Raw genomic sequence first — 17807 nt, 5'->3', positions numbered from 1 at the left:
GGTCGCCCGCCTTTTTCATATCCGCCGCGCGGAGGAATTCAGAACGCGCGCAGGAAACGCAGCGACAGTTGCCGGTTGTCGCCACGCCCGCCGAAGCGCTGGTCGTAACCCAGCGACAGCCGCGCGTCGTGCGACAGCCAGGAATCGACCGATACGCCAAGCAGCCCGGCCGCGCGCGCCGGCTGCAGGCCGTACAGCGGCGCCCAGGCATCGATGCCGGTGAAACGTGCGTCCAGCCGCGTGCCATCGGCGGACAGTGCCTGCTGCCATTCGGCGTAGCCGTTCACCTCCAGCCCGTACCAGCGGTAGTTGCCGCGCACGCCGGCCATGGCCCGCACCTGGCTGGAATGCCAGCCGCCGGCGCTCAACCCGAACCCGTAGCCGCCCTGCTCGTCGAACGCGTCGCTGTCGATGCGGGCATAGTCGGCGCCGAGGTAGGGCGTGAACGAGGCGCCCGCCCCACCGAAGCGATAGCCCGCCTCGGCGCTGCCGGACAGGAAGCGGCCGTCGTAGCGCGCCGTCACCCCGGCACGTTCGCTGCCCAGCAGCAGGCCGCGATCCAGTTCACGTTGATAACGGCCGAAGCCGAGCTGCCCCAGCGCATACGCCTGCCCCCACTGCTGCCCGGCATAGAAGCGGGCCTGGGTCTGACGGTCATGGCCGCGGTCCCGCGCCACGCCACCGGCGACATCCGCACGCATCTGGCCGAAGGCCAGGCCCACCCGCGCCGCGCCGATGCCGGTCTCGCGACCCAGCATCCAGCCGCCCAGGCTGTACTCGCTGCCGGCATAGCCGCCCTGCCCGCCACCGCCCAGCGAGCGCGACCAGGCACCATTGACCAGCGCGCCGCTGCCGTCGCCGAACTGCGTCGACAGCGCGCGCCGGCTCATGTCGATGCCGTCGAAGGTCATCGCCGTCGCCAGCGCATGCGCCTCGCCCGACAGGCTGCGCAGGCTCGCACCCAGCCCATTGAAACCATCGCCGCCTTGCTGCAGCGCGCTGGCCCCGGCCGCGAACGAACCCGCCCGCAGCCCGGCATTGCCATCGAGCAGCTCGAACGCCTGCTCCACCCGCTGCGCCGCCGACATCGCCATCGCATTCATCCCGGCGTTCTGCGCGGCCGCGGTCACGCTGACCCGCTGCAGGTCCAGCCAGGCGTTGTGGCTGTCGTAGCCGTACCCGGTCTGCAGCAGGGCGATACCGGCATTCTGGGTAGCGCTGGCCGCCACGCTGAACTGTCCGCTGACACCGCCGTCGGCATGGATCAGCTCCTGCCGCTTGCCGTCCTGCGCCACGTAGCCGGTTACAACCCCGTTGACCAGCACGCCACCGCCTTCCAGCGTCGCCGTACCGGTCACCTGCAGGGCATTGACGCCCAGCGCTATCAGCAACTGCGCGCCATTGCGCTGCACGTAGTTGCCGTCGATGGTGCTGCTGAGCCCGCCATGCAGCATCACCAGGCTGGCACCGTTATCGACGTTGCCCGTCACCCGCGCCGCGCCCATGAGCTGCAATGCCGCCTGCGCCGGGTTGGCCTGCGGCAGGACGGTGACGTTCGAGCGTATCGAGGCGCCATCGCGCAATGCCAGCGTGCCCTGCTCGATACGGGTGGCGCCGCTGTAGGTGTTGTTGCCGGCCAGCGCCAGGGCGCCGATGCCCTGCTTCACCAGCCCACCGGCACCGCTGATCGAATTGCTCCAGACCGAGTTCAAACCGGTCTGGTTGACGTTGACCGCCACGTCGCCCCAGTCGAACTTCGCCGGCCCCTGCACCGCCTTGCCGACGTTGAGCAGGCCGTAGCCGAACACCGCGTCCGGCCCCGGATCGCCGAGATCGGTGGCGGTACCCAGCAGGGTCTGCCGCACCAGGTTGTTGTCGAAATACGGGAACGCCTGCCACACCAGCGCCGCCGCGCCGGATACCAGCGGTGCGGCGTAGGAGGTGCCGCTGCCGTAGTAATAGGAAAGATTCGACGCCGTCGCATTGGGGCCGACGAACGCGACGGTTCCGGGCGCGACCAGGCAGTAGTTCTTCGCCACGCCGCAGGCGTTGGAGTAGCTGGCCAGCTTGTCCGGATTGGCCGTGTCCAGCGCCGCCACCGCCAGCCAGCCGCGCTCCAGGTCGGCCGCCGGCAGCGAGCCGCCCACGCCGGGCTGGCTCGGCAGCGCCGCCATGTCGCTGGGGTTGGCGCGCGATTCGTTGCCGGTGGCGAATACCACCAACCCGTCGTTGCCGACGATGAAAGGGCGGTACTCGGCGGCGATGTCCGCCGTCACGTTGGGACGGGTCCAGTACAGGCCGCCCCAGGAGTTGTTCATGATGCGCACGCCGGCGCGGATCAGGTCGTCGTGGATCCCGGCCATCCCCAGCCCGCCGGTCACCTCGTTGCCCTGCCCCGAGCCGTCGTCCGTGGGCCGTTCGTCGTTGATGATGCGCGCCGAGACGATCTGCGCGCCCGGCGCGATGCCGCCCGGCCATTGCCCGGTGGCGGCGCCGGCGGCCAGCTGCGCCACCGTGGTGCCGTGGCCGACCACGTCGTCCACCGCCAGATTGTTCTTGCGCGGATCCACGTAGTTGAAATTGGCCACTACCCGCCCGGCCAGCGCGGGATGGTTGCGCATCACGCCCGAATCGACCACGCCGATGCGGATGCCGGCGCCGGTGAAGCCAGCCGCCTGCGCGGCCCTGGCGTTGGTCAGCGCCAGGTGCGCATCCATCGCCGGCTGCGGCGTGGTGGACGTGGGCGGGGGCGAGGTCGGCGGCGGATTGACCGGTGGCGGGTTTGACTTGGTACCGCCCCCACCGCCGCCGCACGCAGCCAGCGCCAGTGCCATCGATGCGGCCAACACGTTGCGGCCCATGAGCATGCTGCGCATTCCCTACTCCCCCGTGACTCGCCGGACACCGGAATCCATTCAGGTATTGCCACCTGCCGGCCATGCGGTGGCTCACCTTCTATACTGCAACGACAAACCGCTGTCTGCCGGGATGTGCCGTTGGTCCAATGGGCACGCCGCCAGTGGATTTCGATAATCGTTGCAGGATACAACCGAGACCGCACATGTCCGACATCGTCATCGCCGCCGCAAAGCGCACCGCCATCGGCTCCTTCCTCGGCCAGTTCAACGGCGTCCCCACCCCGACCCTCGGCGCCACCGCGATCCGCGCGGCCATGGAGCAGTCCGGCATCGCCGCCGCCGACGTTTCCGAAGTGATCATGGGCTGCGTGCTGCCGGCCAACCTCGGCCAGGCGCCGGCGCGCCAGGCCTCGCTGGCCGCCAGCCTGCCGACCAGCGCCGGCTGCACCACGCTCAACAAGGTCTGCGGCTCGGGCATGAAGGCCATCATGCTCGGCCACGACCTGATCAAGGCCGGCTCGGCCAGCATCGTCGTCGCCGGCGGCATGGAATCCATGTCCAACGCGCCGCACATGCTCCCCAACTCCCGCACCGGCAACCGCTACGGCAACTTCCAGGCGGTGGACCACATGGCCTGGGACGGCCTGACCAACCCCTACGACGGCCAGTCCATGGGGGTGTTCGCCGAAGCCGCGGTGGGCAAGTTCGGCTTCACCCGCGAAGAGCAGGACGCCTATGCGATCGAGTCGGTCAAGCGCGCGCAGGCCGCGCAGGCCGATGGCGCGTTCAAGGGCGAGATCGTCCCGGTCAAGGTCGCCACCCGCAAGGGCGAAGTCGAGTTCGACCAGGACGAACAGCCGGGCAAGTCCGACATCGCCAAGGTCCCGACCCTGAAGCCGGCCTTCAAGAAGGACGGCAGCGTCACCGCCGCCAGTTCCTCCAGCATTTCCGACGGCGCCGCCGCCGTGGTACTGCTGGCCGCCGACGAAGCCGCGCGCCGCGGCGTGCAGCCGCTGGCCCGCATCGTCGCCCACGCCACCTTCTCGCAGGAACCGGAGTGGTTCACCACCGCGCCGATCGGCGCCATCGGCAAGGTGCTGGAAAAGGCCGGCTGGAACATCGCCGACGTGGACCTGTTCGAGATCAACGAAGCCTTCGCCGTGGTGGCGATGGCGCCGATCCGCGAACTGGGCATCCCGCACGCGAAGGTCAACGTCAACGGCGGCGCCTGCGCGCTCGGCCATCCGATCGGCGCTTCGGGCGCGCGTCTGGTGGTCACGCTGGTGAACGCGTTGCGCACACGCGGCCTCAAGCGTGGCGTCGCTTCTCTGTGCATCGGCGGCGGCGAAGCGACGGCCATCGCCATCGAATTGATTTGATTGGACTTAATGCCTTTTCCACAAAAATGAATGCGCGGTCGCTTGACAGTCGAAATCGGCTTGTCATCATGTTCACGGCGCGCATTGGCGCGTTAGCCAAATTCCACGACGAGGATTCACAAATGAGCATCAACAAGCTGCTGATCGCGATGACCCTGGGCCTGGCTCTGGCCGCCTGCTCGAAGCAGGAAGCTGCCCAGGACGCCGCTGCCACCGCCGACGCCGCCGCTACCGACGCCCAGGCCGCTGCTGACCAGGCCGCTGCTGCCGGCGCCGAAACCGCCGACGCTGCCCAGGCTGCTGCCGACACCGCCGCCACCGCTGCTGACGCTGCTGGCGACGCTGCTGCCGCTGCTGCTGGCGCCGCCACCGACGCCGCTGCCGGCGCCGCTGCCGACACCGCCAAGGCTGCCGAAGGCGTTGCCGAGAAGGCCAAGGACGCTGCTGAAGAAGCCAAGAAGTAATAACTTCTTCTTCGACGCAAGTCTGAAAGCCGCTGGTTCGCCAGCGGCTTTTTTATTGCCTGCCGTTCCCGGCTTCCTCCCGATGCCTTCGGCAGGCGGCATCCAGCCCCCGATGGCCTTCCGCAGGCGCCCTTCTTGGCCGCTGCATGGGACCATCGGCAAGCGCAGCATCGAAGCTACGGCAATGTTCCGGTTTCCGGTTCTGCCGCTGGCGATCGCCCGCCGGCTTGCCCGCCACCGTCCCCGCGCTGTACCGACGGCGTTGACGCAATCTGAATCCGCTCCCTCCTACGCTGCGCGCGTCGTCCCCCAACCCAGGAGAACGCGATGAAGCTTTTTGTCCCGCTGCTGGCCGGCAGCCTGATGCTGGCCCTGTCCGCCTGCAACAACCCGAATGCCGAACAGGCCAAGCGCGACGCGGAGGCCGCCGCCGACCATGCCGCCGAAGCGGCGCGCAACGCGGGCGAATCCGCGGCCGATGCGGCCCGCAATGCGGCCGACCGCGCCGCAGACGCCACCCGTGAAGCCGCTGCCAAGTCCGAGCAGGCGCTGGACCGCGCGGCCGATGCGACCACCGCCGCCGCGGACGATGCCGCGGTCGCGACCAAGGAAGCAGCGGCCAATGCCAGCGCCGCTACCGCCGACGCCGCGCAGAAGGTCGCCGATCACGCCCACGACGCCGCCGAGAAGGCCAGGCAGAAAGCCGACGACGCCAAGCGCTGATTCCCTGCTTCGCCGCGCAGCCGTCTCCATCGGGTGGCTGCGCGGCCCTTCCGGCGGCATGAGGCCTACGAGTGGCGCCTCCGCCACAGCTCCGGCGCCCTGCATCGGGACACCGCTCAGGTCCGGGGCGAGGCCCGTCCCAGGATGTCGGCGAACGGCACCGACGCATCCAGCATGCCGTAGGCCGGCGGAACGGCGTTCGCCAACCGCGAAGCCACGAACGCGCAGGCCACGGGACTTCCGGCACGCAGCAGCGTGGCCGCCTGCAGCAGGATCGCCAGTGAGGCGGCAATGCGTCGTGCCGCGGCTTCAACCGCCACCGCATCGTCCAACGTCCGCTGCAGGACAGCGAGCGCCGCATCGTAGACATCGTCGAGTCCGCGCGCCTGTTCCAGCTCCCGTAGCAGCGCCTGCCGCGACCGCGGTTCGCGCGACAGCGCGCGCAGCACGTCCAGGCACTGTACGTTGCCGCTGCCCTCCCAGATCGAATTGAGCGGCGCCTGCCGGTACAGCCGCGGCAACATCGACTCCTCGATATAGCCGGCCCCGCCCAGGCATTCCTGCGCTTCGTTGACGAAACCGGCGGCCCGCCGACAGATCCAGAACTTGCCGATGGCCGTGGCGACACGCGCGAAGGCCGCCTCCTCCGGGTCGTGCGCAGCCGCGTCCACCGCGCGCGCGACGCGCAGCGCCAGCGCGGTGGACGCCTCCGATTCCAGCGCCAGGTCCGCCAGCACGTTGGCCATCAGCGGCTGCTCGACCAGGCGCCGGCCGAAGGCACTGCGATGCCGCGTATGGTGCAATGCCTGCGCGAGCGCCATGCGCATTTCCGCGGCGGCGCCGAGCATGCAGTCCAGCCGCGTCAGCATCACCATCTCGATGATGGTCGCCACGCCGCGCCCTTCCCCGCCGATGCGCCGCGCCCAGGCGCCGCAGAACTCGACCTCGCTGGAGGCATTGGCCCAGTCGCCGAGCTTGTCCTTCAGGCGCATCAGCCGGAAGGCATTGCGCGAACCGTCGGGCAGGCGCCGCGGCAGCAGGAAGCAGCTCAACCCACCCGGCGCCTGCGCCAGCACCAGCCAGCCATCGGACATCGGTGCGGAAAAGAACCACTTGTGCCCGACCAGCGCGTATTCGCCCTCGCCCGCCAGCGGCGTCGCGCTCGTACGGTTGCTGCGCACGTCCGAGCCACCCTGTTTCTCGGTCATGCCCATGCCCACGGTGATGCCGGCCTTCTCCGCGATGGGCACGTCGCGCGGGTCGTAATGCGGCGCGGCGGCCTTGGCGGCCCATTCGGCCAGCGCCGGTTCGTGCCGCAGTACCGGTACGGCAGCATGGGTCATGGTCAGAGGGCAACTGCTGCCCGCCTCCGCCTGGTGATGCAGGAAGCTCAGCGCGGCCCGGGCAACGTGCGCCCCGGGGCGCGACTGCTGCCACGACAGCCCGGCCACGCCGTGCGTCCTGGCCACGTCCATCAACCGGTGCCAGGCGGGATGGAAATCCACGCTGTCGATGCGGTGGCCCTGCGCGTCGTGGGTGCGCAGCAACGGTTTGTTGCGGTTGGCATCGAAGCCGAGCCGGTACAGTTCGCCCCCGGCCAGCGCGCCGTAGTCGTCCAGCACCGTGGCGGACGCATCGCCGCCTTCGCGCGCGACCGCCTCGCGCAGCGCGATGTCGTCGCGCCACAGGTTGCGTTCGGGGAACGGCGGCGGCTGGTTGAGCACCACATGGGTTTCGAACGGTGCCGCATCGATGCTCATGGCCGGCCCTGCGCGATGGAGGATGCCGTTCATTCTGCCGCACGCCGGTGTTGGCCCGGCGAGAACGCCGCTGCCGCCCGCGCTGGCCCGCTCAGCCGTCGCCGGCCAACGCCTGGATGAATTCCGGCGCCAGCGGCAGCTTGCCGAACACGCCCAGCTGCGTGCCGCTGAGCACGCGCAGCATGTGCCCGCGCCCGCCCGGCATGCGACCCATCGGCTTGAACAGCAGGTCGCGCGCATGCGCAATCCAGTCGCGGTCGGACTGGAAGATCGGTGTCAGCCAGCGGCTCCAGAACTGATACAGATGCACATGCGCCTGGCGCGTGGCCTGGTAGCGCGCCAACGCCGCGTCGATATCCGCTTCGCCGCGCAGCGCGTCGCGCAGAGCCATCGCATCGAGCAGCGCCATGTTCACGCCCTGGCCGAGCTGCGGACTCATCGAATGCGCGGCGTCACCGGCCAGCACCAGCCGGCCGCGATACCAGCGGTCCATCACCGCGTCGCGGTAGCTGGCCCGCGCCAGCTGCGTCTGCACGGTGATGCCCTGCAGCCGTTGCCGCGCCTCCGGCCACAACTGCCCGATCTCGTCCAGCCACACGTCCATTCCGGCACGCTCCCACGCCTCGAAGCCATCGCGCGGCAGGCTCCAGAAGAAGCTCAGGCGCGGCACGTCGTCGCCGGGACGCGTCCCTACCGGCAGCAGGCCGATCATCTTGCGCGCGGCGACATAGCGCTGGCGCAGTTCGTCGGCGAACGCCCAGTCGCCGCCCGGCAGCAGGCACCACAGCGCGCCCCACGGATAGAGGCGGTCCAGCCGCGTGCCGCGCACCTGCGCGCGCAGCCCGGAGGCGGAGCCATCGGTGGCGATCACCAGGTCGAACGGCCCATGCCACTGCCCATGCTGGTCCCGCACCCGCCGCAGGCTGTCGTCGATGGCATCGATGCAGCTGTCCACATGCAAGGCATCGCCACGCTCCCATGCGGCGTCCAGCAGCGAGAACAGCGCGCCGCGCTGCATGCCCACGCCATGCAGGCGCGCGTCCAGGCCGGCGTAGCGCATGTCCATCACCGCACGGCCGCACGGCGTTTCCCCGTACAGGCGGCGCACCACCGCACCATGGGCGAGCACCTGCGGCAACAGGCCCATCCGCCACAACGCCTGCAACCCGCTGGGCTGCAACAGGAAGCCCGCGCCCACCGGCCCGGGGCGTTCGGCCCGTTCGAACACCTGTACGCGATGGCCGTCGCGCGACAGCAGCACGGCCAGCGACTGGCCGGCGGTACCGTAACCGACGATGGCGATATCCAGCGGCTTGCTCATTGCGTTTCCTGCGCGCCTAAAAAAAAACCCCGCCTCGGCGGGGTTCTTCCGGCACAGCCGAGTGGATCACTCGACCGGCGTGATATTGGAAGCCTGGGCACCCTTCGGGCCCTGGGTCACGTCATAGCTGACGCGCTGTCCTTCCTGCAGGCTGCGGAAGCCCTTGGAATTGATCGCGGAGAAGTGCGCGAAGACATCGGCGCTGCCGTCCTCCGGTGAGATGAAGCCAAATCCCTTGGCGTCGTTGAACCACTTGACGGTACCGTTCGGCATGGTGATGCGAGACCTTGTTCGATGAATGGATTGATGCACGCTGAATGAGGCGTACTCGCGGAGTATGCAAAGCTTGGGCCGGGATGACAATCACCCCCGGGCCAATTCCCCCACCAGGTCGGGCAGGCCCGCCGAGGCCGCAGCGACGTTCGCCAGTACCTCGTCCATCGTGATCTCGGCCGCGTCGCCGCAGCCCGCCGCCCAATTGGCGACGATGGCCAGGCAGGCGTAGTCCAGGCCCAGTTCGCGCGCCAGGCCGGCCTCGGGCATGCCGGTCATGCCGACCAGATCGCAGCCGTCGCGGCGCATGCGCGCGATCTCGGCGATGGTCTCCAGGCGCGGGCCCTGCGTGGCGCCATAGCAGCCGCCGTCATGCACGGCGACGCCACGGGCGCTCGCCGCGGCCAGCACCTGCGCGCGCAGCGACGGCGTGTACGGGTGGCCGAAATCCACGTGCAGCACCTCGCTGCCGGCTTCCTCGCACAGCGTCGAGATACGCCCCCAGGTGTAGTCGATCAACTGCTCCGGGCAGGCCAGCACGCGCGGCCCGAAATCGTCGGTGATGCCACCGACGGTATTCAGCGCGAGCACGCGGGTGGCGCCCAGCTGTTTGAGCGCAGCCAGATTGGCGCGGTAGTTGACCTTGTGCGGCGGAATCGAATGGCCTTCGCCGTGGCGGGCGAGGAAGGCGACGCGCCGGCCATCCAGCAACCCGACGCGGACCGGGCCGGAAGGCGCGCCATAGCGGGTCTGCACTTCATGGCTCTGCACGTCGTCCAGCGCGGCCAGCTTGTAGACCCCGGTGCCGCCGATCACGGCCAGTTCGATATTGCCCATCGTTGTTTCCTGATCTGTTTTCGCAATCAAGCCACATCCCCGGCCTCACCAGATCGTGACTGGAGGAAGGCCCCCCTGAGTCAGGGGGCGCGCCGAAGGCGCGGGGTATGGCAGGCGAGAAACGGGGCCCATGGTCTGCAATGCAAACCATGGGGCGACGGCGCGCGCCGGCCACCGCCCGGTTCCCGCTTACTGCTTCATCGCGTAGATGGCCGGCAGCGAACGCAGCGATTCGCTGACGTCCATGCCGAAGCCGAACACGAAACGGTCCGGCAGTTCGATGCCCGCGTAGTCGGCCGTGACGCCGTCCAGGCAGCGATCGTGCTGCTTGACCGTCAGCACCGCGATGCGCACGTCGGTGGCGCCCTGTTCCAGGCACCAGTCGCGCACGCCCTGCAGGGTGAAGCCTTCGTCGAGGATGTCGTCCACCAGCAGCACGCGGCGGCCGAACAGCGAGGACACCGGGCGGTGCTTCCACACCAGTTCGCCGCCGCTTTCGCCGTGGTAGCGCGAGGCCTGCATGTAGTCGAACTGCGCGTCCTGGCCGCGCGCGCCCAGTTCCAGCGCGAGCTGGCCGGCGAACGGCAGCGCACCGTTCATGATCGACAGGAATACCGGCACCTCGCCCTTGTAGTCGCGCGCGATGGCGTCGGCGATGCCGGCGATGGCCGCATCGATGGTGGGGCGGTCGACCAGCAGGTCGGCCTGGGCCACGGCTTGTTCGAGAGTGAGTTTGGACATCAGGCGGTTCTTCCAAGAGTTTCGAGCAGACGGTTTTGGGTTTCGCCGTGGCGGGCGTCGGCCAGCAGGCCGCCCCAGCCCATGGCGCCATGGGCGATCAGGCCCAGCAGCGCGGCGGTGTTGAGGCTGCGGCCGGATACGGCCTGCAGCGATTCTTCGACCAGCTCCGGGTGGCAGACCAGCACCACGTCGCAGCCGGCATCCAGGTGGACATCGACCCGGGCCTTGACGCCACCGGCGGCGAACGAAGCCGCCATGCCGATATCGTCGGAGAACACCACGCCGCGGAAGCCCATCTGTCCGCGCAGGATCTGGTTGATCCAGCGCGGCGAATAGCCGGCCGGTTCCGGCGCGACCTGCGGGTAGATGACGTGGGCCATCATCACCGCGTCCGCCCCGGCCTGGATACCGGCGCGGAACGGTAGCAGATCCTGCGCTTCCAGCTCGTGCAGCGGACGCGGGTCGATGGCGACGTCGACGTGCGTATCCTCGCGCACCGTGCCATGGCCCGGGAAATGCTTGAGCGTGGCGGCCATGCCCGCACCGTGCATGCCGCGCACATAGGCCTGGGCCAGTGCCGCAACGACCTGCGGGTCCTCGGCGAAGGCGCGGTTGCCGATGGCGAGGTTGCCATGGCCCACGTCCACTACCGGCGCGAAGCTCAGATCCAGGCCGGTGGCGCGGATCTCGCTGGCCATCAGCCAGGCATGCTGTTCGGCCAGCGCCAGCGCGGCATCGGGGTCGGTCGCATGCAGCCGGCCGAAACCGTCCAGCGGCGGCAGCTCGGTGAAGCCCTCGCGGAAGCGCTGCACGCGCCCGCCTTCCTGGTCCACCGCGATCAGCAGCGGGCGCGCGGTGGCGGCGCGGATCGCAGCGGTCAGTTCGACCAGTTGCCCGCGCGAGGCGAAATTGCGCTTGAACAGCACCACGCCGGCCACGGCGTCATGCTGCAGCCAGTCGCGTTCCTGGGCAGTCAGTTCGGTGCCGGCGACGCCGATCAGAAGCATGTGCGGATTCCCATACAGCCAAGCCGGGCATTGTCGCAGATGGCGCCGGCCGCGTCAGAGACTGCAGCCGTCCGGCCCGCAGGCCGGTTCATCCGGGCCAGCCGCCGGAGCCGGCGCCAGCTCGGCGGCGACCTTCTCCAGCACCTGCGCGAACACGTCCGGCGGCTGCGCGCCCTGCACGGCATAGCGGCCGTTGATGACGAAGGTGGGGACCGACTGGATGCCCAGCGCCTGCGCCTGGCCCAGCCCGGCACGGACTTCGGCCAGCCCCTCGTCCGAGGCCAGCAGCGCCTCGACGCGCCCGGCCGGAATGCCACCGGCGGCGGCGGCGGCGGCCAGCACCTGCGGGTCGGCGAGATTGCGGCCGTGCTCGAAATGGGCGCGGAACAGCGCCTCGCCGACCTGCTCCTGCACGCCCTCGCGCCCGGCCAGCCATAGCAGGCGGTGCGCCGGCAGGGTGGTGACCTTGACCTGGCCGCGGTCGAAATCCATTGGCAGGCCTTCGGCCTGCGCGGCGCCCTGGGTCTGCGCCAGCATCTGCTCGACACGCTCGGCACCGCCGAACTTGGCGGCATAGGCCTGGCGCAGCGGCACCGGCGTGGTGCCGGCATCGGGATCGAGCAGGAACGGATGCCAGCGCACCTCCACCTGCGGCGCCTTGTCGCCCATCAGCTCCAGCGCGCGCTGGAAGCGGTGCTTGCCGATCCAGCACCAGGGGCAGACCACGTCGGACCAGATATCGATGCGCATGGGGATTCCTTCTTTTTGGTGGGGCTCAGGCGCGCTCGATGGCGCTCCATTGCGTGTAGGGATGCGAGGCCAGCGCGAGGTTGTAGTAGCGCAGTTCGTCGGTCACTTCGGCGCCGGCCCAGTCCGGCTTGTCGAACGGCTGGTCGGCGCTCTCCAGTTCCACTTCGGCCACCACCAGCCCGGCGTTGTCGCCGAGGAATTCGTCCACTTCCCACAACAGGCCGTCGTGGTTGACCAGGTGGCGGCGCTTGTCGACCAGGCCGCCGACGCACAGCGCCAGCAGTTCGCGCGCCTCGCTCACCGGCACCGGGTAATCGAACTCCTGGCGGGTATGGCCGAGTTCGCGCGACTTGATGTTCAGGTACGCCGCATCGCCCTGGATGCGCACGCGCACCGAGGCCTTCTGCGCGCCGCTGTCCATGGCCGCCATGTCGTTGATGTAGCCCTGCGCCATCGGGATGACGGCGTGCGCGGCGGCGCGCCAGTCGTCATTGGCGACCAGGAACTTGCGCTCGATCTCGATGCCCATTCAAAACCTCGTTGATGTGAGTCCCTCACAAAAGCAGCGCACATCCATGTGCGCGTGTCTCATCGGTGCGAATCCCTCGCAGGAGCAGCGCACATCCATGTGCGCGGATTCACTTCTTTTCGAACACGGCGATGCTTTCCACGTGCGCGGTATGCGGGAACATATCCATCACGCCGGCCGACACCAGGGTGAAGCCCTGCTCGTTGACCAGGTAACCGGCATCGCGCGCCAGCGAGCCCGGGTGGCAGCTGACGTAGACGATGCGCTTGAACTGCTTGAGCGGCAATTGCTGCAGCACGTCGATGGCGCCCGAACGCGGCGGGTCGAGCAGCAGCTTGTCGAAGCCCTGCCGCATCCACGGCACGCTGCGCTGGTCCTGGGTCAGGTCGGCAGCGAAGAACTGCGCGTTGTCCAGGCCGTTGTGCTGCGCGTTCTCCTTCGCCCGCGCCACCAGCCCGGCCTCGCCTTCCACACCCACCACTTCGCGCACAGTGCGCGCCAGCGGCAGGGTGAAGTTGCCCAGGCCGCAGAACAGGTCAAGCACGCGCTCGTCCGGCTGCGCGTCCAGCAGCGTCAGCGCGTGGGCGATCATCTGCTGGTTGAGCTTGGCATTGACCTGGATGAAGTCGAGCGGGCGGAACGCCAGTTCCACGTCCCACTGCGGCAGCGCGAACGACAGCGGCACGCCTTCGGCCGGCCACAGCGGATGCACCGACTCCAGGCCGCCGGGCTGCAGGTAGATGGCGAAACCATGCTCCTGACCGAACGCCATCCATGCCTGTTGGTCAGCATCGGACAGCGGCTGCAGGTGGCGCACGGTCAGCGCGATGGCGGCATCGCCGCCGATGAATTCGATCTGCGGGATGTCGCGCTTGCCTTCCAGGCCCTCGATGAAGGCCGACAGCACCGACACCTTGGTGCCGATTTCCGGGATCACGGTCAGGCACTGCGACAGGTCGGCGACGAAGCGCGGATCCTGTTCGCGGAACCCCACCAGGGTCTTGTCCTTCTTCTCGACGCGGCGCACCGAGAACCGGCCCTTGCGCCGGTAGCCCCAGTTCTCGCCCACCAGCGGCGGCAACACCGTGCCCGGGCTGACATGGCCGATGCGGGTCAGGTTGTCCATCAGCACCTGCTGCTTGGCCACGATCTGCTGGCCCTCCTCCAGGTGCTGCAGCACGCAGCCGGCGCAGACGCCGAAATGCGGGCAGCGCGGCTGCACGCGGTGCGGCGAGGCGGTGAGCACTTCCACGGTCCGCGCCTCATCGAAGTGGCGGCTCTTGCCGGTCTGCTCGGCCATCACCGTCTCGCCAGGCAGCGCACCGGCCACGAAGGTCACCTTGCCGCCTTCGCCTTCACGGCGGGCGACGCCGCGGCCGTCATGACTGAGGTCGAGGATATCGGTCTGGAACGGGGTCTTGTCTATGCGGGATCTGGATCGGGCCACGTGGCGGACGGCTGCGGGCAAAAGGGGCGTCATTGTCGCAGATGCACATCGGCCTGACTTCCGCCGCTTGCGCGGCCGCGCCACATCGCCAATCATGCCCGGCACGGCTGACATGGAGGCAGCAGATGAATACGCACGCACAGGCGAACCCGCCGCGCCTGCTGCTGGTCGAGGACGACGCGACCAGCCAGGGCTTTTTCCGGGCCGCACTGGAAGCGCTGCCGGCCACGATCGATGTCGCCGGCTCGGTCTCGCAGGCGCTGCAGATGGGCGGCGCGACGCGCCACGACCTGTGGCTGATAGACGTCAACCTCCCCGATGGCAACGGACAGGAACTGCTGCGGCACCTGCGCGCGCTGCACCCCGGCATCCCGGCCCTGGCGCATACCGCCGACAACGGCGCGGATATCCGGCGGTCGCTGCGCGATGCCGGTTTCGAGCGGCTCCTGGTCAAACCGATGACCCGCGCCGATCTGCTCGATGCCGTCCGCGGCTGTCTCGGCCACGCCGGCACCACGGAAGCGTCAGCGAGCGAGGAGCCGGCCACGCCGGACTGGGACGAGAGCGCGGCGCTGAGCGCGCTCAATGGCCAGCAGGCCCATGTCGTGGCGCTCCGCGAGCTGTTCCTGTCCGAGCTGCCGGTCGCCCGCGATGCGGTTTCGGTGGCGCTGCGGCAGCACGACGACGGCGCCCTCCGTTCGCAGCTGCACCGGCTGCAGGCCAGCTGCGGCTTCGTCGGCGCCTCGCGGCTCGGCCGCGCGGTGCGGCAACTGCACCAGGCGCCGGAATCGGACATGGCGCGACGCCAGTTCGACGCGGCGGTGAGCGCGCTGCTCCACTGAACGGAACAAACGGGGCATCCTCGATGCGCTGCGGGATCAACCGGAAACCGGTCCGTCGCTGCGTGCGAGGTCGCCCAGCATCTCCCATGATTTGAGCCCGCGCCCGCCCAGGTGGTGCAGCAGCACCGCGCGCATCTGTGGCCGCAGGCTGGCCAGATCGGCCGCATCAGGCATGCGGTCCTCGCCCAGCGCCAGCAATGCCGTCCCGGTGGCCAGTCCCCTGCGCTCGGCGGCGTTGCGCTCGCTGAGCAGGCGCAGCGGCCCTTCCTGCGGGTCCAGCCGGTAGCGCGCCGCCGGGTCGATCGGCTGCCCGTCCGCGGCGCTGGTCCAGTCGAAGCCGAACCCCAGCGCGTCGAGCAGGTCGCGTTCGAAGCGCCGCAGCGCCCACGCCAGTCCAGCCGCATCGGCCAGCCGCGCGCGCACCTGCCCATAGGCGTGGTGCAGCTCGGGCAAGGGGTCATGGCGCGGCGCCAGCCGCAGCACCAGTTCGTTGATGTAGAAGGCCGCCAGCATCGACTGCCCATGCAGGCGCGGCGCCGCATCCTGGCTCTCGGCCCGGCGCAGCTGCGCCAGTTCGCCGGCCATCACCGCATCCAGGCGGATCGACTGCAACGGCTGCAGGGCCGCGCGCAGGGCCTGCTTCTTAGGCCCATGCACGCCGCGCGCGAGCAGGCCGATGCGGCCATGTTCGCGCGTCAGCGCTTCGACCAGCAGGCTGGTCTCGCGCCAGGGGCGCGCATGCAGGACGTAGGCGGGTTCGTCGTCGATGCGCATGGATGGAGCCGAAAATGGGAAAACAGGGAGCGGGAATGGAACCGCGTCTGGAAGTTGGCAAACCTCCGGTCACCTTCCAAGCGCCCGCCGGGGAAAGGCGGTTCGAGCCCGGCTACCCGCGAACCATCACTCCCGGTCTCTGCCCGGCTTCACTCGTAGCCGAAGGCCTTGAGCGCGGCTTCGTCGTCCGACCAGCCTTCACGCACGCGCACCCAGGTTTCCAGGAATACCTTGGCGCCGAACAGGCGTTCCATCTGCAGGCGGGCCTTGGCGCCGATTTCCTTCAGGCGCGCGCCGCCCTTGCCGATCACGATGGCCTTCTGGCCCTCGCGCTCGACCCAGATCACTGCGCCGATGCGCAACAGGTTGCCGTCCTCGGCAAAGCGCTCGATCTCCACCGTGGTGGCATATGGCAGTTCCTCGCCCAGCTGGCGCATCAACTGCTCGCGCACCAGTTCGCCGGCCAGGAAACGCTGGCTGCGGTCGGTGATCTCGTCCTCGCCGAACATCGGCGGGGCTTCGGGCAGCAGTTTGAGCACGTCGCGCACCAGCGCTTCCAGGCCGTTGCGCTTCTGCGCCGAGATCGGGTGCACGCCGGCGAAGTCCCGGCCTTCGGTGATTTCCTGCAGGAACGGCAGCAGCGCGCCCTTGTCCTTCAGGCGGTCGACCTTGTTGACCACCAGCAGCACCGGGATGCCCGCATCACGCAGCACGTTGAAGGCCAGCGTGTCTTCCTCGTCCCAGCGTCCGGCCTCGATCACCAGCAGGCCGGCGTCCACGCCTTCCAGCGAGCCGCGTGCGGCGCGGTTCATCACCCGGTTCATTGCCCGCTTCTGCTGGCGGTGCAATCCGGGGGTGTCGACCAGCACCAGCTGGCCTTCCGGGAAAGTGGCGATACCGAGCAGGCGGTGGCGCGTGGTCTGCGGCCGGTTGGAGACGATGCTGACCTTGGCGCCCACCAGGGCATTGGTCAGGGTCGATTTGCCGACGTTGGGGCGGCCGATGACGGCGACGCTGCCGCAGCGGTGGGAGGTGGTCTCGTTCACTTGGAATCCAGTTGCTCGATCGCGGCCGCAGCCGCCTGTTGTTCGGCCAGCCGCCGGGAGCTGCCTTCGCCCTCGGTGGTCACGTCCGGGTCGGTCAGGCGGCAGCGTACCCGGAAATGCCGGGCATGGTCATCGCCGGTTTCCGATACCAGTTCATAAACCGGCAGCGGCTTCTGCCGCGCCTGCAGCCATTCCTGCAGGCGGGTCTTGGGGTCTTTTTCGGGTTTCCCGACCGGTACCGCGGCCATCGGCGCCTCGAACCAGGGCAGCACCCGCGCGCGGCAGGCTTCGAAACCGGCGTCCAGGTAGATCGCCGCCACCACCGCCTCGAAGGCATCGGCCAGGATCGAATCACGGCGGTGGCCACCGGATTTCATCTCACCCGGCCCCAGGGTCAGGCGTTCGCCCAGTTCCAGGGTACGCGCCATGGCCGCCAGCGCGCCCTCGCACACCAGCGCCGCCCGCGCCCGGGTCAACGCCCCTTCGTCGGCCTTGGGCCAGCGCGCGAACAGCGCTTCGGCGACCATCAGGTTGACGATGCTGTCGCCGAGGAATTCCAGGCGCTCGTTGTGCGGCGCGCCGGCGCTGCGATGGGTCAGGGCCTGCCGCAGCAGCCCCTGATCCTTGAACGGGTGGCCGATGCGGTCACCCCGGGTAACCGTCCTACTCACCGCGCGTCGTCAGATCCTGGGAATTCTCGAAATTCCCGACGATGTCGAGGTTGCCGACCAGCGTGCGGCGCACTTCATACTTGACGTTCATGCGCACGCCGCCGTCGATGCGGTCGAACTTGATGTTCTCGCGCTTGACGCTGTCCGAGTAATTCATGTCCATGCGCTTGAAGAACATTTCCTGCGCCTTGACCGGATCGGCGCTGCCCGGCTCCCTGGCCAGGGCCTTCATCGAGGTCTTGACCGCGTAGAACTCCTGATACATCGGGAACAGCTTCATGCCGATGTAGGCCGCGAAACCGGCCACGGCCAGCACCATCAGGAACGACGTCAGCGTCATGCCGCCTTGCTTGCGATTCATAGCGTTCTCCCCGGGTTTGCGCCT

The 17807-nt window shown here is 69.1% G+C and carries 18 protein-coding genes; 4 read left to right on the top strand and 14 right to left on the bottom strand.

Annotated features, from left to right (window positions below; translation table 11 throughout):
• Positions 1-38 precede the first annotated feature (38 nt).
• Entirely contained in the window at positions 39-2876 is a 2838-nt protein-coding gene (locus AC1DGW_RS01665) for a S8 family serine peptidase (protein WP_478018943.1), read from the bottom strand.
• A 185-nt stretch (positions 2877-3061) separates the two neighbouring features.
• Here AC1DGW_RS01665 and AC1DGW_RS01660 point away from each other — a divergent pair, with 185 nt between their 5' ends.
• The 3 genes from AC1DGW_RS01660 (at position 3062) to AC1DGW_RS01650 (ending at position 5424) form a co-directional block, all read left to right on the top strand.
• Positions 3062-4237, top strand: a complete 1176-nt coding sequence (locus AC1DGW_RS01660) for a thiolase family protein (RefSeq protein ID WP_478018942.1) — start codon at positions 3062-3064, stop codon at positions 4235-4237.
• A gap of 122 nt (positions 4238-4359) precedes the next feature.
• Complete coding sequence (locus AC1DGW_RS01655; RefSeq protein ID WP_478018941.1) at positions 4360-4701, top strand: hypothetical protein; 342 nt, start codon at positions 4360-4362, stop codon at positions 4699-4701.
• Between the two features lie 327 nt (positions 4702-5028).
• Positions 5029-5424 carry a hypothetical protein gene (locus AC1DGW_RS01650; protein ID WP_478018940.1) on the top strand — a complete coding sequence of 132 codons (396 nt, stop codon included), beginning with the start codon at positions 5029-5031 and terminating at the stop codon, positions 5422-5424.
• A gap of 116 nt (positions 5425-5540) precedes the next feature.
• On the opposite strand, the gene AC1DGW_RS01645 is transcribed toward AC1DGW_RS01650, so the two are convergent.
• From AC1DGW_RS01645 to rlmD, 9 genes are all read right to left on the bottom strand, one after another.
• A complete protein-coding gene (locus AC1DGW_RS01645; RefSeq protein WP_478018939.1) occupies positions 5541-7184 on the bottom strand; it encodes an isovaleryl-CoA dehydrogenase in 1644 nt (547 codons plus the stop codon).
• Between the two features lie 91 nt (positions 7185-7275).
• Complete coding sequence (locus AC1DGW_RS01640) at positions 7276-8505, bottom strand: FAD-dependent oxidoreductase (RefSeq protein ID WP_478018938.1); 1230 nt, start codon at positions 8503-8505, stop codon at positions 7276-7278.
• Positions 8506-8571: 66 nt separating this feature from the next.
• On the bottom strand, positions 8572-8778 hold the full coding sequence (cspE, locus tag AC1DGW_RS01635) for a transcription antiterminator/RNA stability regulator CspE (protein WP_003488188.1): 207 nt from the start codon (positions 8776-8778) through the stop codon (positions 8572-8574).
• 90 nt (positions 8779-8868) lie between these two features.
• Positions 8869-9615, bottom strand: coding sequence for an S-methyl-5'-thioinosine phosphorylase (locus AC1DGW_RS01630; protein ID WP_478018937.1), 747 nt, complete (start codon positions 9613-9615; stop codon positions 8869-8871).
• A gap of 189 nt (positions 9616-9804) precedes the next feature.
• Positions 9805-10356 (bottom strand): hypoxanthine-guanine phosphoribosyltransferase, encoded by a 552-nt coding sequence (locus AC1DGW_RS01625; RefSeq protein ID WP_055768424.1) that lies wholly within the window; start codon positions 10354-10356, stop codon positions 9805-9807.
• Positions 10356-11363, bottom strand: coding sequence for a beta-N-acetylhexosaminidase (nagZ, locus tag AC1DGW_RS01620; RefSeq protein ID WP_478018936.1), 1008 nt, complete (start codon positions 11361-11363; stop codon positions 10356-10358). The genes AC1DGW_RS01625 and nagZ overlap by 1 nt, the downstream gene beginning before the upstream one ends.
• A gap of 54 nt (positions 11364-11417) precedes the next feature.
• Positions 11418-12113 (bottom strand): DsbA family oxidoreductase, encoded by a 696-nt coding sequence (locus AC1DGW_RS01615; protein WP_478018935.1) that lies wholly within the window; start codon positions 12111-12113, stop codon positions 11418-11420.
• Between the two features lie 25 nt (positions 12114-12138).
• Positions 12139-12642, bottom strand: coding sequence for a CYTH domain-containing protein (locus AC1DGW_RS01610; RefSeq protein WP_478018934.1), 504 nt, complete (start codon positions 12640-12642; stop codon positions 12139-12141).
• Positions 12643-12751: 109 nt separating this feature from the next.
• Entirely contained in the window at positions 12752-14089 is a 1338-nt protein-coding gene (gene rlmD / locus AC1DGW_RS01605; protein ID WP_478018933.1) for a 23S rRNA (uracil(1939)-C(5))-methyltransferase RlmD, read from the bottom strand.
• A gap of 125 nt (positions 14090-14214) precedes the next feature.
• On the opposite strand from rlmD, the gene AC1DGW_RS01600 reads away from it, so the two are divergent.
• Entirely contained in the window at positions 14215-14931 is a 717-nt protein-coding gene (locus AC1DGW_RS01600; RefSeq protein WP_478018932.1) for an Hpt domain-containing response regulator, read from the top strand.
• A gap of 36 nt (positions 14932-14967) precedes the next feature.
• Here AC1DGW_RS01600 and recO read toward each other — a convergent pair whose 3' ends face one another.
• The 4 genes from recO to AC1DGW_RS01580 form a co-directional block, all read right to left on the bottom strand.
• Positions 14968-15705, bottom strand: a complete 738-nt coding sequence (recO, locus tag AC1DGW_RS01595) for a DNA repair protein RecO (RefSeq protein ID WP_478018931.1) — start codon at positions 15703-15705, stop codon at positions 14968-14970.
• Between the two features lie 149 nt (positions 15706-15854).
• On the bottom strand, positions 15855-16751 hold the full coding sequence (era, locus tag AC1DGW_RS01590; protein ID WP_478018930.1) for a GTPase Era: 897 nt from the start codon (positions 16749-16751) through the stop codon (positions 15855-15857).
• Positions 16748-17422 carry a ribonuclease III gene (rnc, locus tag AC1DGW_RS01585; protein ID WP_478018929.1) on the bottom strand — a complete coding sequence of 225 codons (675 nt, stop codon included), beginning with the start codon at positions 17420-17422 and terminating at the stop codon, positions 16748-16750. The genes era and rnc overlap by 4 nt, the downstream gene beginning before the upstream one ends.
• Positions 17415-17783: a DUF4845 domain-containing protein gene (locus tag AC1DGW_RS01580; RefSeq protein WP_478018927.1), complete on the bottom strand. Its 369-nt coding sequence runs from the start codon at positions 17781-17783 to the stop codon at positions 17415-17417. The genes rnc and AC1DGW_RS01580 overlap by 8 nt, the downstream gene beginning before the upstream one ends.
• Positions 17784-17807 lie beyond the last annotated feature (24 nt).

The organism is Stenotrophomonas sp. 05N423 (assembly GCF_056397145.1).
Note: the sequence above shows the minus strand (reverse complement) of the source record. Positions and strands in the feature narration are given on the sequence as shown.

Excerpts from the sequence above, each read along its gene's own strand:
- AC1DGW_RS01665 (WP_478018943.1), bottom strand. The coding sequence starts at position 2,876 with ATGCGCAGCATGCTCATGGGCCGCAACGTGTTGGCCGCATCGATGGCA.
- AC1DGW_RS01660 (WP_478018942.1), top strand. The coding sequence starts at position 3,062 with ATGTCCGACATCGTCATCGCCGCCGCAAAGCGCACCGCCATCGGCTCC.
- AC1DGW_RS01655 (WP_478018941.1), top strand. The coding sequence starts at position 4,360 with ATGAGCATCAACAAGCTGCTGATCGCGATGACCCTGGGCCTGGCTCTG.
- AC1DGW_RS01650 (WP_478018940.1), top strand. The coding sequence starts at position 5,029 with ATGAAGCTTTTTGTCCCGCTGCTGGCCGGCAGCCTGATGCTGGCCCTG.
- AC1DGW_RS01645 (WP_478018939.1), bottom strand. The coding sequence starts at position 7,184 with ATGAGCATCGATGCGGCACCGTTCGAAACCCATGTGGTGCTCAACCAG.
- AC1DGW_RS01640 (WP_478018938.1), bottom strand. The coding sequence starts at position 8,505 with ATGAGCAAGCCGCTGGATATCGCCATCGTCGGTTACGGTACCGCCGGC.
- cspE (WP_003488188.1), bottom strand. The coding sequence starts at position 8,778 with ATGCCGAACGGTACCGTCAAGTGGTTCAACGACGCCAAGGGATTTGGC.
- AC1DGW_RS01630 (WP_478018937.1), bottom strand. The coding sequence starts at position 9,615 with ATGGGCAATATCGAACTGGCCGTGATCGGCGGCACCGGGGTCTACAAG.
- AC1DGW_RS01625 (WP_055768424.1), bottom strand. The coding sequence starts at position 10,356 with ATGTCCAAACTCACTCTCGAACAAGCCGTGGCCCAGGCCGACCTGCTG.
- nagZ (WP_478018936.1), bottom strand. The coding sequence starts at position 11,363 with ATGCTTCTGATCGGCGTCGCCGGCACCGAACTGACTGCCCAGGAACGC.
- AC1DGW_RS01615 (WP_478018935.1), bottom strand. The coding sequence starts at position 12,113 with ATGCGCATCGATATCTGGTCCGACGTGGTCTGCCCCTGGTGCTGGATC.
- AC1DGW_RS01610 (WP_478018934.1), bottom strand. The coding sequence starts at position 12,642 with ATGGGCATCGAGATCGAGCGCAAGTTCCTGGTCGCCAATGACGACTGG.
- AC1DGW_RS01600 (WP_478018932.1), top strand. The coding sequence starts at position 14,215 with ATGAATACGCACGCACAGGCGAACCCGCCGCGCCTGCTGCTGGTCGAG.
- recO (WP_478018931.1), bottom strand. The coding sequence starts at position 15,705 with ATGCGCATCGACGACGAACCCGCCTACGTCCTGCATGCGCGCCCCTGG.
- AC1DGW_RS01580 (WP_478018927.1), bottom strand. The coding sequence starts at position 17,783 with ATGAATCGCAAGCAAGGCGGCATGACGCTGACGTCGTTCCTGATGGTG.